The sequence below is a fragment of the Thalassospira profundimaris WP0211 genome (assembly GCF_000300275.1).
In the GTDB taxonomy this organism is placed as follows: Bacteria; Pseudomonadota; Alphaproteobacteria; order Rhodospirillales; family Thalassospiraceae; genus Thalassospira; species Thalassospira profundimaris.
The window spans coordinates 26,710-41,772 of sequence record NZ_AMRN01000007.1 but is presented as its reverse complement, the minus strand read 5'-3'; the positions used below and the strand labels follow the sequence as shown (position 1 = coordinate 41,772).

At 53.9% G+C, this 15,063-nt stretch carries 15 protein-coding genes; 3 read left to right on the top strand and 12 right to left on the bottom strand.

The window, feature by feature from the left end:
• Positions 1 to 9 precede the first annotated feature (9 nt).
• Complete coding sequence (locus tag TH2_RS13575; RefSeq protein WP_008891006.1) at positions 10 to 990, bottom strand: hypothetical protein; 981 nt, start codon at positions 988 to 990, stop codon at positions 10 to 12.
• Between the two features lie 203 nt (positions 991 to 1,193).
• Here TH2_RS13575 and trmFO point away from each other — a divergent pair, with 203 nt between their 5' ends.
• Entirely contained in the window at positions 1,194 to 2,540 is a 1,347-nt protein-coding gene (gene trmFO, locus TH2_RS13570; protein ID WP_008891005.1) for a methylenetetrahydrofolate--tRNA-(uracil(54)-C(5))-methyltransferase (FADH(2)-oxidizing) TrmFO, read from the top strand.
• Positions 2,541 to 2,600: 60 nt separating this feature from the next.
• Here trmFO and TH2_RS13565 read toward each other — a convergent pair whose 3' ends face one another.
• The 3 genes from TH2_RS13565 to TH2_RS13555 form a co-directional block, all read right to left on the bottom strand.
• Positions 2,601 to 3,182, bottom strand: a complete 582-nt coding sequence (locus TH2_RS13565) for a hypothetical protein (protein ID WP_193386507.1) — start codon at positions 3,180 to 3,182, stop codon at positions 2,601 to 2,603.
• Between the two features lie 146 nt (positions 3,183 to 3,328).
• A complete protein-coding gene (locus tag TH2_RS13560; RefSeq protein ID WP_008891003.1) occupies positions 3,329 to 4,174 on the bottom strand; it encodes a phytoene/squalene synthase family protein in 846 nt (281 codons plus the stop codon).
• Positions 4,175 to 4,179: 5 nt separating this feature from the next.
• Positions 4,180 to 5,352: a mechanosensitive ion channel family protein gene (locus tag TH2_RS13555; protein WP_008891002.1), complete on the bottom strand. Its 1,173-nt coding sequence runs from the start codon at positions 5,350 to 5,352 to the stop codon at positions 4,180 to 4,182.
• 108 nt (positions 5,353 to 5,460) lie between these two features.
• Between TH2_RS13555 and TH2_RS13550 the strand changes: the two genes are divergently transcribed.
• Positions 5,461 to 6,810, top strand: coding sequence for an NAD(P)-binding protein (locus TH2_RS13550; protein ID WP_008891001.1), 1,350 nt, complete (start codon positions 5,461 to 5,463; stop codon positions 6,808 to 6,810).
• Positions 6,811 to 6,813: 3 nt separating this feature from the next.
• On the opposite strand, the gene TH2_RS13545 is transcribed toward TH2_RS13550, so the two are convergent.
• From TH2_RS13545 to yajC, 5 genes are all read right to left on the bottom strand, one after another.
• Complete coding sequence (locus TH2_RS13545; RefSeq protein WP_008891000.1) at positions 6,814 to 7,194, bottom strand: Mth938-like domain-containing protein; 381 nt, start codon at positions 7,192 to 7,194, stop codon at positions 6,814 to 6,816.
• A gap of 53 nt (positions 7,195 to 7,247) precedes the next feature.
• Complete coding sequence (locus TH2_RS13540) at positions 7,248 to 8,159, bottom strand: DMT family transporter (protein ID WP_008890999.1); 912 nt, start codon at positions 8,157 to 8,159, stop codon at positions 7,248 to 7,250.
• 152 nt (positions 8,160 to 8,311) lie between these two features.
• Positions 8,312 to 9,241, bottom strand: a complete 930-nt coding sequence (gene secF / locus TH2_RS13535; protein ID WP_008890998.1) for a protein translocase subunit SecF — start codon at positions 9,239 to 9,241, stop codon at positions 8,312 to 8,314.
• 19 nt (positions 9,242 to 9,260) lie between these two features.
• Positions 9,261 to 10,826: a protein translocase subunit SecD gene (gene secD / locus TH2_RS13530; protein ID WP_008890997.1), complete on the bottom strand. Its 1,566-nt coding sequence runs from the start codon at positions 10,824 to 10,826 to the stop codon at positions 9,261 to 9,263.
• A gap of 142 nt (positions 10,827 to 10,968) precedes the next feature.
• Positions 10,969 to 11,346, bottom strand: coding sequence for a preprotein translocase subunit YajC (yajC, locus tag TH2_RS13525; protein ID WP_008890996.1), 378 nt, complete (start codon positions 11,344 to 11,346; stop codon positions 10,969 to 10,971).
• 235 nt (positions 11,347 to 11,581) lie between these two features.
• On the opposite strand from yajC, the gene TH2_RS13520 reads away from it, so the two are divergent.
• Positions 11,582 to 12,445 (top strand): ATP-binding protein, encoded by an 864-nt coding sequence (locus tag TH2_RS13520; protein WP_008890995.1) that lies wholly within the window; start codon positions 11,582 to 11,584, stop codon positions 12,443 to 12,445.
• A gap of 59 nt (positions 12,446 to 12,504) precedes the next feature.
• Here TH2_RS13520 and TH2_RS13515 read toward each other — a convergent pair whose 3' ends face one another.
• The 3 genes from TH2_RS13515 to surE all read right to left on the bottom strand — a co-directional run bounded on the left by TH2_RS13515 (position 12,505) and on the right by surE (position 15,059).
• Positions 12,505 to 13,560: a peptidoglycan DD-metalloendopeptidase family protein gene (locus TH2_RS13515; protein WP_238538704.1), complete on the bottom strand. Its 1,056-nt coding sequence runs from the start codon at positions 13,558 to 13,560 to the stop codon at positions 12,505 to 12,507.
• Between the two features lie 81 nt (positions 13,561 to 13,641).
• Positions 13,642 to 14,295, bottom strand: coding sequence for a protein-L-isoaspartate(D-aspartate) O-methyltransferase (locus tag TH2_RS13510; RefSeq protein ID WP_008890993.1), 654 nt, complete (start codon positions 14,293 to 14,295; stop codon positions 13,642 to 13,644).
• Entirely contained in the window at positions 14,292 to 15,059 is a 768-nt protein-coding gene (gene surE / locus TH2_RS13505) for a 5'/3'-nucleotidase SurE (protein ID WP_008890992.1), read from the bottom strand. Before surE ends, TH2_RS13510 begins: the two co-directional genes overlap by 4 nt.
• Positions 15,060 to 15,063 lie beyond the last annotated feature (4 nt).

Below are 15,063 nucleotides of genomic sequence, written 5' to 3'. Positions count from 1 at the left end.
TGTTTTGGCTTATCCGGAATTCGTGACCCTGTCTTCAACCCGCTTGACCAGCGCAGTACTCAGCCGTTCGCTAAATCCGGACAGGAAGGCGAAGACAAGCACGATAGAAATCTGCTGACCAGCGTCGGCTGACTGGCTGATTTGGTCAAGATCGTCAATCTTGTGCAGCTCATCAAGGGGGATTGGCAACATCCCAGCCCTGAGAGCCAATAGGACGATGATCGCAAAGCAGAATCCCATGCACGGTCGGAACAAGAAATTAAAGAATACCGAAGCCGGTTCCATTTCCCCCCACGGCACATCCTTGCCAAGTCGCATCATCATGCTGGTCAGGGCACCGATGGCACCGAAACTGCCGACCACGAACAACAGGTCGTAGCTGAAACCAAACAGTTTTCCGTTGCCGGTGCTGATAAGGTTGTCGACCTGCACAAAAAACAGGACCGCGAAGACAAGGACAATCGGCGAAAGTGCCAAGGCAAGGGCGGCGATACGCAGACTTTTGTTAAAGGCCACCTCAACCGGATTTGCCGGTGGCACCAACCTGGGCCGATCAAGCTGTTCGTGTTTGAGATCGTTTAGATATCCCTGCACGAAACCATCTCGGCCCTGGTTCAATGCCAAAAGCATGATGATGGCATCTGATTGCTTTCTATCCTGTGCGGCCCTGGTATCGGCATCATCATCTTCGCGCCACCAACGCAGGAAAGACCGGATCACCATCGAGGATCGCCATCCCTGACGGGTTGCAACCACATATTCGATCATGCCTTCGATATCGGCGGGGCCAAATGCGCCCTCGCCCGCGCCGCCGAATGGAAATCCAAGACGTCTTTCCTTGTGATCGCTGTGCGCGTCACCATCGCTGCTCTCGGGCTCTTTTGTGCCCTCGACAAACTCTGCATCCATGACGTGCCGCCGACGCGGCACAAGGCCGATCACCGGACAATGGGTAGGTTCGTAGCCATAGGGATGATGCGGGTAGCTCATGGAATGCCATCTTCACGTTATCGGGACAGAACGGCTCTGTCCTGTAAGACGGTTGGGATGTGGTGGTGTGAAAATTTCGGTTATGCAGAACAATGTGAACAGGTTTGCTCTGCTTGCGGTGCAATTGACTTGAAATCTGCCCCCATGCACCGCTATGTGTGTGCCACGTTATCAAAACCCACTCTGGCAAGGAGTTCGCACACGTGAATACGGTCAAGCCTGTTCATATTATTGGCGCCGGTCTGGCGGGCAGCGAAGCCGCCTGGCAGTTGGCAGAAGCCGGTGTGCCCGTCATCCTGCATGAAATGCGCCCGACGCGCCCGACCGACGCACACCATACCGACAAATGTGCTGAGCTGGTCTGTTCGAATTCATTCCGGTCCGATGACAAGGAATACAATGCTGTCGGCCTGATCCATGATGAAATGCGCCGTGCCGGTTCGATCATCATGCGGTGCGCTGATCAGCACAAGGTACCCGCCGGTGGTGCACTGGCCGTTGACCGCGAAGGTTTTTCCGAGGCCGTCACAAACGCGCTTGAAAACCATCCTTTGATTACGATGGAGCGCGGTGAAATTGATGGTCTGCCACCAGAAGAATGGGAACATACCATCATTGCGACCGGGCCGCTGACATCCGGTGCGCTTGCCGATGCCATTCGCAAGGCAACTGGCGAGGAAAGCCTTGCCTTCTTTGATGCGATCGCACCGATTGTCTATAAGGACAGCATTGATTTCGATAAGGCATGGTTCCAGTCGCGGTATGACAAGGGCGACGGCAAGGATTACATCAACTGCCCGATGTATGAAGATGAGTATAACCGCTTTATCGATGCCCTGATCGAAGGCGAAAAAACCGAATTCAAGGACTGGGAAAAAGACACCCCCTATTTCGATGGATGCCTTCCGATCGAAGTCATGGCGGAACGTGGGCGCGAAACGCTGCGTCACGGCCCGATGAAACCGGTTGGCCTGACCAACCCGCATAATCCGAAAGAAAAGCCGCGCGCAATTGTTCAGCTGCGTCAGGATAATGCGCTTGGCACGCTTTACAATATGGTTGGGTTCCAGACCAAACTGAAATACGGCGCGCAGGTCGAAGTGTTCCGCACCATTCCGGGGCTGGAAAATGCCGAATTCGCCCGTCTTGGCGGCATTCACCGCAATACCTTCCTGAACTCGCCACGACTTTTGGATGGGAATCTGCGTCTTAAATCACGTCCTGATCTTCGCTTTGCCGGTCAGATTACAGGCTGCGAAGGATATGTTGAAAGTGCAGCCGTCGGTCTGATGGTTGGGCGGTTTACCGCAGCCGAAAAAGCAGGGAAAACCATCCCGACGCCGCCGCTTGCAACCGCCATGGGGGCCCTATTGAACCACATCACCGGCGGTGCCGATGAAAGCACCTTCCAGCCGATGAATGTGAATTTCGGTCTCTTCCCGGATCTTGATCTCAAGAAACGGGTCAAGGGCCGTGATCGTAAAAAGCTTTATAGCGATCGTGCCATTCCGCTTTTTGATGAGTGGCTCAGCACCGTGAACGCAGCCTGAAAAATCAAAAGCCGCATCACTTTCGATGCGGCTTTTTTCTTTGACCAGACAGGCGCGCGATCAATAGCGATCAGGTTGGCGCGTCAGCTTGCCCGTAACATCGCGGATTTGTTCCCCGTCGCGGAACCGGCGAAAGATCAGATCAAGATTGCCGTCGTCGTCGAGCGTGCGCTTGTACACCTGCATTTCATACCCGCCTTCATCATTGATATAAAGCGCGTGAATGGTAAGGGTCTTATCAACAATCCGTGCCCAGAAAAATGGTTCGCCTTTGAGCGGGTCATTGGGAATACGTTTCCCGAACAGCCCCGAACGCATGGCGCTGCCATAGATGTCTGCGCGCTCGGTAGCGTAAAACTCGACATCCAGAGAGACGGTTTTTTCACGTCCGTCTGGCTTGTGGATGACCGTTGACCAATCGACGATAAAGCCGCGTTCGGTCTCCTTGATGACTACATCAAGATCACGGGCTTGAAGCTCGTTTTCGGCATGCTCGATGGTTGTGCCATGATAGGAACCCACGAACGGTTCAATGCTTGCAGCACGGGCCTGCGAAAGAGTCACGACCGACAGGCACAGCATCCCGACAAACATCAGGCCGCTAAACCACCGTTCCCGGGTCTTTTTTATCAAATGTGCCATCTTGGTCCTCATGTCGGGCATGCCCGCATCTTGCGCCAGATATCAAAGGGTTACCAACGCTACCACGTAGAGTTCAGTGCTGTCCTGACCTTTGTTGTCACTCTAAGAGATATTTATACAATGGTCATGTGACAAGCCATAACGGATCAATATCTCTTGAACATCCCGTTAAGGGTCAACCGCAGACTGGCCGGTCGTGCCAAACCGAATTCGGCAGAAAACGGATCATATCCGGACTTGGCAAGCTTGCGGAGGTATCCGTCGGCTAGAACAACCGGCAATGCGGCGGCGTGGGCCTGTTTTGGCAACGCGCTGCGATGTTTGCGGGCTTCGGCAATGCGGGCACGCGCCAATTCAGCCAGTTCGCGAATGAACTCACGAATTTCCTGTTTTTTACGGAACTCGAAAACGTCACCTTGCGCGACTTCGTGATGTTCCATCCGATCCTTGGGCAGATAAAGGCGCTTTGACCGGCCATGGAAAACGATGGCCCGCATAATGCCGACCAGGCCATACGCATTGCCGGCAAGGCGTGCCGCATGGTCTGCATCGTCGCTACCTGCCCCAAGCAGCCTTGACGCCAGAACACTGATCTGCCCGGACGTTTGATCAATATAGCGATCGAGTTCCTGCTGCGTGGCAGGTTGGCGGTCTTCAAGATCAAACTCGCGTGCGGCAACAATCGCCTCAAGGTCGGCAATCGCAAGATGCCCGTCCCTCACCAGATCAGCCAGTGGCTCGACAACTTCGTGCTTGCGCACCTGCCCGTCGCCCAGTTCGGTCAGGGTGTCACGCCACCATTGCAAGCGGATATGGCCCAGCATGACTTCACTGACCATCTCGCGCGTTTTGGAGACTTCCTGATTAAAGGCATACAGGGTGAACAGCGATTCACGTTTTTCCGGTGTAGCAAACAGCGCACACAGGAAACGGTCCCGGTCATGGCGCCTGACATAGTCGGCACAGTGGGAAAGCTTTGGCGTATCGGGCATTTGTCCTATCCGATCTTACGTTCTGAACGCTGATCGTCTTTTGGGCTGTTGATGATTTCCGGCATGCTTTCGACATATAGCGATTGCGAGGGGAATGCGAAAGCTGCGTCCTCTTCCTCGACAATACGTTTGAAAGCGATGATGTGACGATTGCGGATATCTCGCCACGTCACCCAGTCAGTGGTTGTGGTGAAGTAATAAAGATCAATATTGATCGAACTGGCACCAAAGTCAGACAAATGCACCATTTGGGCGACATCGGTCTGGGCGACATCTTCATCGTTTTTCAGAAAATCGCGCAGCTTGTCGACGATCGCCTCCATTTGTTTGGCGGTCGTTCGGTATTCCAGACCAATCACCATCTTGATCCGACGGTGGGTCATGCGCGACCAGTTGATCACGGGCGAATCAACGATCTGGGCGTTCGGCATCGTTACCAATGCCTTGGCAAAGGTCCGTACCTTGGTCGCCCGCAGGCCCACAACCTCGACCGTTCCTTCGAAGTGCGGTGTTTCGATCCAGTCGCCGCGCTTATACAGATTGTCGGCGAAAATCGTCAGGCCACCAAAGATATTGGCCACGGAATCCTTTGCCGCCAACGCAACTGCCATCCCGGCAAGACCAAGACCACCCAGGAACGCTGAAACATCAATACCCCAGTTTTCCAGAATGATAACGCCGCCAATAACGACGATCAGAGTCTTTACACCACGAATGAAGAATTGCCTGAGATCATCGCCAAGGCCGGCACCAAACCGGCCGACCAGCCGATTTAACGATACACCCAACGGTTCAACAGCGCGAAACAGCGCCCAAAAGACACAGAAACCAGCCGCAATGGAAATAGCCTCAACGGCAAAGGCATCAATTTCTTCGGGGAGTGTCAGCACCTCGGTTGCGAAATAAACCCCAAGCAGCATGAACAAAGCCTGCAAAGGCAAGGCAAAGGCATCAAGCACATTGCCCATCATGCTTTCTGAGCGCTGCTGTGCGATCCGACGCAAGATAGCAAGTGCACCACGCACCAGGACCCGCTTGAAGATAAAGAAAACAAGCAGCACCAAAGCAGCACCGACAAGCCTTCCGATCTCTCCGCCGCCAAGCATATCGACCCACGAATTCATGTGGCCGATCACCTCTTCGTTCAGGTTGTCCAGTTCGGTCGTGATTTCATCCATGGCTTGTAAGCTGTTCTGATGTTAAGGTTATTACGACTTCTGACTTGGTACGACTATGTAGCACATCGTTCTCTGGCCTCTGTATAACAACTAAATTGGCTCAGGCATATGGCATCATTCGCGTCCGGAAGCTTACACATTATTGGCGGCGGTCTGGCCGGTTCGGCACTTGCCACCTGCATGGCCGAGGACGGCTTTGACGTAACGCTGTATGACGAAGCCGAACCATTTGAAAGCCGCTGGACGCGCGGCATGCATACAGCACCCGAAAGCCACAAAACAGCAGAACCAGAGATCTTTTATGATCCGTCGGGGCTGGTTGCCGACTTCTTTGCGGGCTACCCGGAAATCCCCGCAAAACTGATCAGACCTGCCCATTGTGTGATGGGATTGAAACGCGGGCGTCGCAAACCCGCCATTGTGTCGCTTGATCAAGGTATATCGCGGGCACTGATTTCGAGGCGGATAAGCATTGCGGCGCGTGCCTACACCGCACTGACACTTTGGCAACAACGATCTGCCAGTGAAGAAAACCGGCTCGACAGCTCGTTCTCATCGGGTGCATTTGAGTCTGACGACAACGCCCATCAGCCCGGCACCTATCATCGTGATGCGCTTACTGTTCTGGCCGAAGTGCTGTTTTCCATGCCTGCCCACCGATGTTCAAAGTCCCTGTTGGCACGGGTTCTGGTGCCAAGGTTACGCGGGATGCTGGCGCGCCATCATGAACCGGTGTTTGTGGCGATTGATCCGATTATCCTCAACGATATCGCCCTGCCTGCCCTGCGTGAACGGTTCCTTGCTGCGGGCGGGACCATCAAAAGTCGAACAAAACTCGGCGATATCGACAGCACTTCCGACTACGCGACCGATTTGCTGTTCGAAGATGACAGCCAGATTGTTCTTAAGCCTGATGATGCCGTTGTTCTGGCCCTGCACCCCAAACCATTATGCGATGCGGTGCCCGATATCGGGATATCACCCGCACCCGCACATCGGCGCTGCATGACGTTTGAAATGCGCAAACCATTTGCAGAGCCACAAGCCCTGTTGGTCAGTGATGATATCGTCCGTGCGATCTACTGTAATCGTCGTCATCTTCAGGTAAGCCTGAACAGCAGCTTGCAGCTGCAAGATACCCAGAACGCCGATCAATTTGCACAGCTTGTCTGGCAACGTTGTGTTTGGCTCTGTGACCAGTACCTTAATCTTGATTTGCAAACGCGATCGGACAATGCGGAAAATGCACTGCATCCCAACCACTTGTTCATCAACGCCGAAGCTCCGTTTCCTGAAATGACGCCGGGAATGGCTGCCAGCCGACAGCAACTACGAGCACCATGGAAGAACGTATTTCTGTGTGGTGATGTGTTCCCGATTGATCAGGCCCCAGGACCGGCGGCACTTTTTTCAAGCGTGCTTGATATCCGCCATGAACTTCAAAAGTTCTTTGCGTAATCGTCAGACAGCAATCATCGCCGCGGCGACGCGGCGTGCCTCGGACACCAGCACATTGTATGTCCGGCAAGCGGCACCAGTATCCATTGGCTCGATGACAATACCGTGCGGCTTAAGCGCCTGGCGCCACTCAAGCGGGACAGGTGTTAGACGTGTCCCCATGCCAAGCAACAGGATCTCGATTTCGTCGGCCTTTTCGATCACCCGTGAAAAAGAGTCCGGCGTGATGTCGTCTTTTGTCGTAACGTTCCATGAATAGACGGCTTCAGGAAACAGCAGGATCGATCCTGTAACCGTTTCTTCGCCAAATCGAAAAATGCCGTCGCCATAACTGGTGACCATTTTACTGCCTTCGGCGACCAAGGTACTTACTTCAAGAGACATGTTGGCCCCATTTGCGGTTGTTCGATTAATATGAATTGGACTTAGTCTGGATTTCACGGAGTGTCGAGGTGCTCTTCGGTAATTTTTCTGCGCCAAAGAATGAACAACCCGGATAAAACGACGATACCGCAACCGATCATCATCAACATGTCGGGCTCCTCGCCAAACAGGATCATGCCCAATGCAATACCAAACAACAAGCGGGTGTACCTAAATGGCGTAACTGCGGAAACATCGCCACTGCGCATCGCTTTCATTAAGGCGGCATAGGCAAACGCCCCCATCAGGATTGCGCCGACGAAATACAAAACGCTTTGCGTATTCATCCACGTGAACGCTTTTCCATCCCACAATGAAAACACGATGCCCGCCACGATAATGGCCACAAAGCCATAGAAACCCAGGATGGACGTGCTTAGTGATACCGGCGCGGCACGGCTGGCAAGATCACGCCCGGCAAAGCCAATCGTCCCAATCACGGCAAGCAGGGATAACGCAGAAAAGCTGTCAGCGGTCGGACGTAAAATAATCAAAACGCCAATCAATCCGACGATGATTGCCGTCCATCTTCTCCAGCCCACCTTTTCGCCAAACAGTATGGCGGCTCCAAGAACGACAATAATCGGCGTTGCCTGAAGAATGGCGGTCGTTGATGAAAGCGGGGTTAATGCCAGTGCAAGGACATAAAACAACCGGCCAATAACTTCAAAAATGATCCGTATGCCCATCGCACGCGACAGTACATCAGGATTAAGCAAGCGCTGTTTGTTGATCCGCGCGACAACTGCAAACAGGAGAGCCCCACCGACCCCAAATACAATCAGAACCTGACCGACAGCATGGGTTTCTGAGACAGCCTTAACAAACGCATCCTCAAAAGAAAACGCCACCATCGCAGCCATCATCCAGATGCTGCCGATCAGATTTGCGCGATGTTCGGGGTTAGACGCGATATGGGGTTTCATCGGTTGCAGCCAGTTTTTAATGGACTTTTTATCGGCTCTCTAGGCACGGAAACCAAAGACCGCAAACGATCAAATCCCGCAAAGAAATCGCCGGGTCTGTTTTCTCACAAACCCGGCCATAGTGTAAATGTCTATAAATCCAACCCAGCTGATCAGGCGCCAGCTTCCTGACCTTCCTCTGCCTCGGGAATTTTACGTTTGAGGCGAAGGACAATCAGCAACGGCGACGCGACACAGATCGAGGAATAGGTCCCGATCACGATGCCAAAGATCAAAGCCATGGTGAAACCACGGATTGCTTCGCCGCCAAACACGAACAAGGCAATGAGTGCCAGCAACGTCGTAAACGACGTCATGGTCGTGCGTGAAAGCGTCGAGTTGATCGACAGGTCCAGCAAATCCGGAATTTCCATCTTACGGAACTTGCGCAGATATTCACGGATACGGTCAAACACAACAACCGTATCGTTGATGGAATAACCCGCCACCGTCAGAACCGCTGCCAAGGTCGCCAGATCAAACTGGACACCGGTAATCACAAAGAAACCGATGGTGATCAGGACGTCATGCAGCAAGGCTGCGACCGATGCGACAGCAAACTGCCATTCGAACCGAACCCAGATATAGACCATGATCAGGAACAACGAGATCACGACGGAATAGAATCCGGCTTCCTTAAGCTCGCCACCGACCTTCGGACCGACAAGTTCGCTTCGGCGAATGGTGACGTCATCACCAAGTGCGTTGGTGACAGCCGCAAGGGCCGCCATCTGGGCTTCTTCATCGCCATCCTGACGCTGCAACTGGATCAGGACATCATCCGGCTCGCCGAATTCCTGAATGGAAACATCGCCAAGGCCGAGACTGCCAAGATTGTCACGCAGTGCATTGATATCGGCCGGGCCGTTGGTCTTGATTTCGACCAGAATGCCACCCCGGAAATCGATCCCGAAGTTAAGGCCCTTGGTGAAGAACAAACCGACCGAGGCCAGCACCATCAGCAAAGACGCGATATAGAATATCTTCCGGAATTTAAGGAACGGGATATTCACGTCATCCGGGATAAGATGTAAAGGTTTCATATCTTCCCTGTTCCCTTCCTTAAATGACCAACTCGGTCGGACGGCTGCGTTTTACCCATGCTGCAATCAGCAGTCGGGTCAGCCAGATCGCCGAGAACATTGAGGTGATAATGCCGATGGCCAGTGTCACGGCGAAGCCCTTGATCGGACCAGACCCGAAGCTAAACAGCACAAGGGCTGCAATCAGGGTCGTGATGTTGGCATCAAGAATGGTCGACATGGCGCTGCGATAACCGGCATCGATCGCATTGATGATTGTACGGCCGTTGCGGCGTTCCTCGCGGATTCGTTCAAAGATCAGCACGTTGGCATCAACCGCCATACCGACAGTCAGAACGATACCCGCAATCCCCGGCAGGGTCAGCGTCGCCTGAAGAACAGACATCACTGCCAGAACAAGGATGAGGTTCATCATAAGCGCGATGTCGGCATAGACGCCAAACCGGCCATAACTGATCACCATGAAGGCAATGACAAAGACCAGACCAAGAACGGCAGCAAATTCGCCGGCCTCGACCGAATCCTGACCAAGGCCCGGACCAACAGAACGTTCTTCGAGAATCTGCATTGGAGCAGGCAATGCTCCGGCACGCAGAAGCAGCGAAAGATCGTTTGCTTCCTGCACGCTGAACTGGCCGGTAATGATACCATTACCGCCAAGGATCGGTTCGTTGATACGCGGTGCGGAAATCACTTCACCATCAAGAACGATGGCAAGACCGCGACCGGCATTTTTGCTGGTGATATCGCCAAATCGCGCACCGCCTGCCGCATCAAAGCGGAAGGAAACAACCGGACGACCGTCACTGAAGGTCGGCTGAGAGTCGACAAGGTTGTCACCTGAGACAACGATACGACGATCAATCAGATATTCGCGGATACCATCGCCTTCATCTGCCGACGGCAGGATCATGGTTCCCGGCGGAAGGCCGGTCGCACGTGCATCGGCGGCCGTTTTTTCGTTATTCACAAGATGGAAGTTCATCTTTGCCGTACGGCCCAGGATATCACGCAGGCGCGACGGATCATCAAGACCTGGCACCTGAACAACAATGCGGTTTTCGCCCTGGCGCTGGATGGATGGTTCGGTGGTGCCCAGTTCGTCAACACGACGACGAACAACTTCCAGCGACTGTGCAATCGCACGGTCAATCAGTTCGCGATAAGCGACTTCGTTATAGGTCACAACGATGTTGTTCCCCTCGCCGCTCAGTTCGGTATTCGGTTCCGCGGTGCGCGCGATTTCACGCGCCTTTTCAACGTCATCGGCCCGCAGAATGGTAATCTCGGCACCGTTGGCCGTGGCTTCACGCGGACGGTTACGGATTTGTTCCTGACGCAGTTCAGTGCGGATCGCATCGGCAAGCGCGTCATAACGTTCGCGCAGGACGCTGTCGGTGTCGACTTCAAGCAGCATGTGCGAGCCGCCACGAAGATCGAGGCCGAGATTGATCTGCTTGCCCGGCAGGTAACTGGATTCAGTCGCCAGAGTGCCCGCCGGCAGGAAGTTTGGCGCAGCGTAGATTACGCCCAAAGCACACACCAGAAGGACCAGTGCTGCTTTCCATTTGGTAAAATAAAGCATGTGTTTGTGACCGGATCTGTCAGGGTCAACCTTGGTCTGGTTCCAAGGTTCTTGGAACAACGGGTATTTGGTACCGCTTCAGGCCACCGGCAAAATGCAAGAAGGCGGAGCCAACTGCCCCGCCTCACTTGATACGAAGAGATTAGTCTTTCTTGGTCTCTTCTGCTTTTTCTTCTTTTTCGTCTTTGGCATCGCCTTTGGCCGGTTCGGTTTTTGAAAGAACCGTTGAAACCATGCCACGTGCGACTTTGACTTTCACACCTTCGGCGATCTCGACCGACAGTTCATCGTCGCCAACAACCTTGGCAACGGTACCAATCAGGCCACCGGCGGTGACGATCTTGTCGCCACGACGGATCGCCTCAAGCATTGCCTTATGTTCTTTCTGCTTCTTCTGCTGAGGACGAATAAGCAGGAAATAGAAAACAACAAAAATCAGGATCAGCGGCGCAAACTGCATCAGTGCACCAGCACCATCTGCACCACCAGCGGCCTGAGCGTAAGCCGTCGAAATAAACATTAGGAACTCCTAATTCCTCAGAACAAAAAATATCAACTGCCGGAATATAACGGGGTGTTACGCCAAAGCAAGGGAGAACCGGTTTCAAAGCGGTAAAATCGGCACTTGTGTGCTTTTGTTCACCTTGTGTTGCACGAAGGCCCTTAGAACAAACACTTCCATTGGCATCCTAATGTGCTAGCTTTCCGGCCAACAAAAAACGTCACCGGAAAAAAGAAACACCCAAGAGGCCCCGATGAGTAGCGATTTCGATAAAATTTTGCCCACACTCGAACGAATTGCCACAGCACTTGAACGCATGGCACCGCCTGCGCGCGCCAAAAATGATCTGAGCGCTGCCGACGCCTTTGTCTGGCAGGCACGCACAGGCTACTTGCAACCGGTTCGGAACGTGAACCGCGTCGATATCGGGCTTCTTCAGGGTATCGGGCAGCAAAAGGAAATCCTGTATAACAACACCAAGCGCTTTGCCGATGGCCTGCCGGCTAACAACGCATTGCTTTGGGGCGCGCGTGGTACCGGCAAAAGCTCGATCGTCAAGGCAATGCATGCCAAAATCAATGCCGAAAGCCCGGCATCGCTGGCACTGGTCGAAATTCATCGTGAAGATATTCCGACCCTGCCCGACCTTTTGCACATCCTGCAAGAAGGCGGTCGCCGCACGATTTTGTTCTGCGATGACCTGTCTTTTGACATGCATGACGAAAGCTACAAGTCGCTCAAGGCGGTTCTGGATGGCGGCATTGAAGGCCGTCCAAAGAATGTGATTTTCTATGCGACCTCTAACCGCCGTCATCTTATGGCGCGTGACATGATTGAAAATGAACGCTCCACGGCGATCAACCCGTCCGAGGCGGTTGAAGAAAAAGTATCCCTATCAGACAGGTTCGGTCTTTGGCTTGGCTTCCACAATATTTCGCAAGACGTCTATTTCGAGATCATCGAAGGCTATGCCAAGGAATTCGGGATCGATATCCCGACCGACGAACTGCATGCCCGTGCCAAGGAGTGGACCGTTACACGCGGCAGCCGTTCGGGCCGTGTTGCCTGGCAGTTTATTCAGGAAGTTGCAGGCGAACTTGGCAAATCGATCGATTAGCCAACACTGAAACAGCGCAAAAACGGAAAACACCCGGGCCGATTGTCCGGGTGTTTTTGTTAGCGAGATACCATGACGCTTGGCAGGAACTTGATCGGGTCTGATGATTTGCGACCCTGGCGGACTTCAAAGTGAAGCTGCGGGAACGTCACGGCCCCGGTCGTGCCAACCGTCGAAATCTTTTGACCACGCGTCACAACATCACCACGGGCGACCAGCGGGCTTTCGGTGTGTGCATAGGCGGTCACAAAGTTATCGGCATGCTTGATCAGGATCAAGTTACCAAAACCGCGCAACTCGTTGCCGACATAGGTCACAACACCGTTGTCGGCGGCAAGAATCGGCGTGCCACGGTTGGCCTGAATGTTGATGCCGTCATTAAACAGCCCACCGGTCCCAGCACCGTATTTCAGAACAACCTTGCCCTGAACCGGCCAGATGAACCCTTTACGTGCAGATGGATCTGCCAAGGTGACATTCTGACGCACAGAGCTGCCCTGCCCGGCAATCGGTGTCGATTTGCTATCCGTCTGCCAACTGCGGGCGGAGGCCATCTGACGTTCGGCAGCGGCGGCATAGTCCTGTGGCTTCAATCCGGGCGTCGGAATGCTTCCGCCATTGCGCGGTGAAACCCGTGCGACCGCTGTCGTGGGCCGCGCAGCCTGTACTGGTGCGCTGGTCGATTTCGCCGGAACACTTACCACCTGACGCTTGCCGCCAATCGTGACGGTCTTGGTCGGCGTGCTAGATCTCGACGCAACTGCTGTATCTGGTGGCAGGCTGTCGTAATTGGGTGTCCACGGCGGCAGGACAAGTCGCTGCCCCGGATAGATCACATAAGGCTCGCGAAGGTCATTGCGGCGGGTGAACTGCATAAAGTCCATGTGATAGCGCACGGCAAGCTGCGAAACTGTGTCGCCCGGCTCGACCGTGATCACCCGTTCCCCGTTCTTGAGCTTTGGCATGCTATAGGGGCTGTAGCTCGCCCCATCGCCATAAACCACCGGCACCGGCACGGAATTGAGCAAACAGCCGCCAAGCGCCGCACTTGCTGCACAGACAAGCAACAGGCGTTTTCCGTGATAAACAGCGCTTTTGACACAATTTTCCATCATGTTTCTGATTGTCTCCGATCAGCGGTTAACAATCAGTAAGCATCAAAGGACTCAGGATGGATTTAAATGGCCTGACGGGTGTCAGAATTCCTCGGTACCCGGAAGCATGGGAACGAACCGGACAGGCATAAGTTCGGTAACATCGACACCACTGGGCGTCCGCAAGACGCGCAGTAAAAGCTGTGTGTGGGATACTTCCCCCACCGGCACGACCATGATGCCACCGACTGCAAGCTGATCGACAAGCACCGGTGGAACGTCCTGTGCTGCGGCCGTGACAATAATGCGATCAAACGGTGCCTGTGCTTTCCACCCAAGGCCGCCATCGGCATGCAATGTCGAAATGGTATGCAGGCCCAACTCGCGAAACTTGTCCTCTGCCTCGCGCAGGAGCGGCTTGTGACGTTCCAAGGTATAAACACGCCGGGCGAGCTTGGCCAGGATCGCTGCCTGATAACCAGAACCGGTGCCGACCTCGAGCACCTTCATACGATCATTAAGCTCAAGCGCCTGTGTCATCAGGGCCACGATATAAGGCTGTGAAATCGTTTGACCCTTGCTGATCGGCAACGCGACGTTTTCCCAGGCCCGACTGACGAACGGATCGGCGACAAAAATCTCGCGCGGGATGTCGGCCAGTGCAGACAGCACGGCTTCATCGTGAATGCCATCATCACGAAGGATCTGCAACAGATTGGCTATGGCGGTTTCGCGCGTAATCACCGGCTCGTTCACGGAAGGGCCTTCGTCAGTTTTTCAAACGTATCGTAGTGGGTAAAATCAAGGCTGATCGGGGTGACAGAAACATTGCCCTGCTCGATCACGCGCAGATCAGACTTTTTGTCTTCTGGCAGTTCAGACTGAATAGCGCCGATCCAGTAATAGGGCTCGCCGCGCGGATCAAGACGTTCGGCGATGTGATCACCGATCTTGCGCTGCCCTTGTCTTGAGATTTTTATCTCTGCACCGCCATTGGCCTCATGATCCGGGAAATTGACGTTGATCAGAACGCCTTTGGGCCAAGTTGTCGTGACCAAAGTTGCCAGAACATCCTTGAGGTATTTCTCGGCAATCGTCCAGTCAATCATGTCACCAGAGAAATACTGTGAAAACGCGACCGCAGGCACATTAAGCAATGTTGCCTCCATGGCGGCGGCAACCGTCCCTGAATAGGTCACGTCTTCGCCAAGGTTTCCACCCCGGTTGATCCCCGAAAGTACGATATCTGGCGGGTTGTCGCGCATGACCTGCTGCAAGCCAAGCAGAATGCAATCGGTTGGCGTACCATCCACAGCAAAGTGCCGTTCATCGCGTTTATGAATACGCAATGGACGGCGCAGGGTCAGGGAATGCCCCGCCCCGCTTTGTTCCATCGACGGTGCAATCACCCACACATCATCGGAAAACTCGCGTGCGAGCTGTTCCAATATCTTGATCCCGGGCGCGTCAATGCCATCATCATTACTGATCAGGATGCGTGCTTTGGTGAGATCCATCATGTCA

Bases quoted from the DNA above. Each gene is read 5' to 3' on its own strand.
- TH2_RS13545 (WP_008891000.1), bottom strand. From the start codon at position 7,194: ATGTCTCTTGAAGTAAGTACCTTGGTCGCCGAAGGCAGTAAAATGGTC.
- TH2_RS13565 (WP_193386507.1), bottom strand. From the start codon at position 3,182: ATGGCACATTTGATAAAAAAGACCCGGGAACGGTGGTTTAGCGGCCTG.
- TH2_RS13515 (WP_238538704.1), bottom strand. From the start codon at position 13,560: ATGATGGAAAATTGTGTCAAAAGCGCTGTTTATCACGGAAAACGCCTG.
- secF (WP_008890998.1), bottom strand. From the start codon at position 9,241: ATGAAACCTTTACATCTTATCCCGGATGACGTGAATATCCCGTTCCTT.
- TH2_RS13550 (WP_008891001.1), top strand. From the start codon at position 5,461: ATGGCATCATTCGCGTCCGGAAGCTTACACATTATTGGCGGCGGTCTG.
- TH2_RS13555 (WP_008891002.1), bottom strand. From the start codon at position 5,352: ATGGATGAAATCACGACCGAACTGGACAACCTGAACGAAGAGGTGATC.
- surE (WP_008890992.1), bottom strand. From the start codon at position 15,059: ATGATGGATCTCACCAAAGCACGCATCCTGATCAGTAATGATGATGGC.
- TH2_RS13560 (WP_008891003.1), bottom strand. From the start codon at position 4,174: ATGCCCGATACGCCAAAGCTTTCCCACTGTGCCGACTATGTCAGGCGC.
- yajC (WP_008890996.1), bottom strand. From the start codon at position 11,346: ATGTTTATTTCGACGGCTTACGCTCAGGCCGCTGGTGGTGCAGATGGT.
- TH2_RS13540 (WP_008890999.1), bottom strand. From the start codon at position 8,159: ATGAAACCCCATATCGCGTCTAACCCCGAACATCGCGCAAATCTGATC.
- TH2_RS13575 (WP_008891006.1), bottom strand. From the start codon at position 990: ATGAGCTACCCGCATCATCCCTATGGCTACGAACCTACCCATTGTCCG.
- TH2_RS13520 (WP_008890995.1), top strand. From the start codon at position 11,582: ATGAGTAGCGATTTCGATAAAATTTTGCCCACACTCGAACGAATTGCC.
- secD (WP_008890997.1), bottom strand. From the start codon at position 10,826: ATGCTTTATTTTACCAAATGGAAAGCAGCACTGGTCCTTCTGGTGTGT.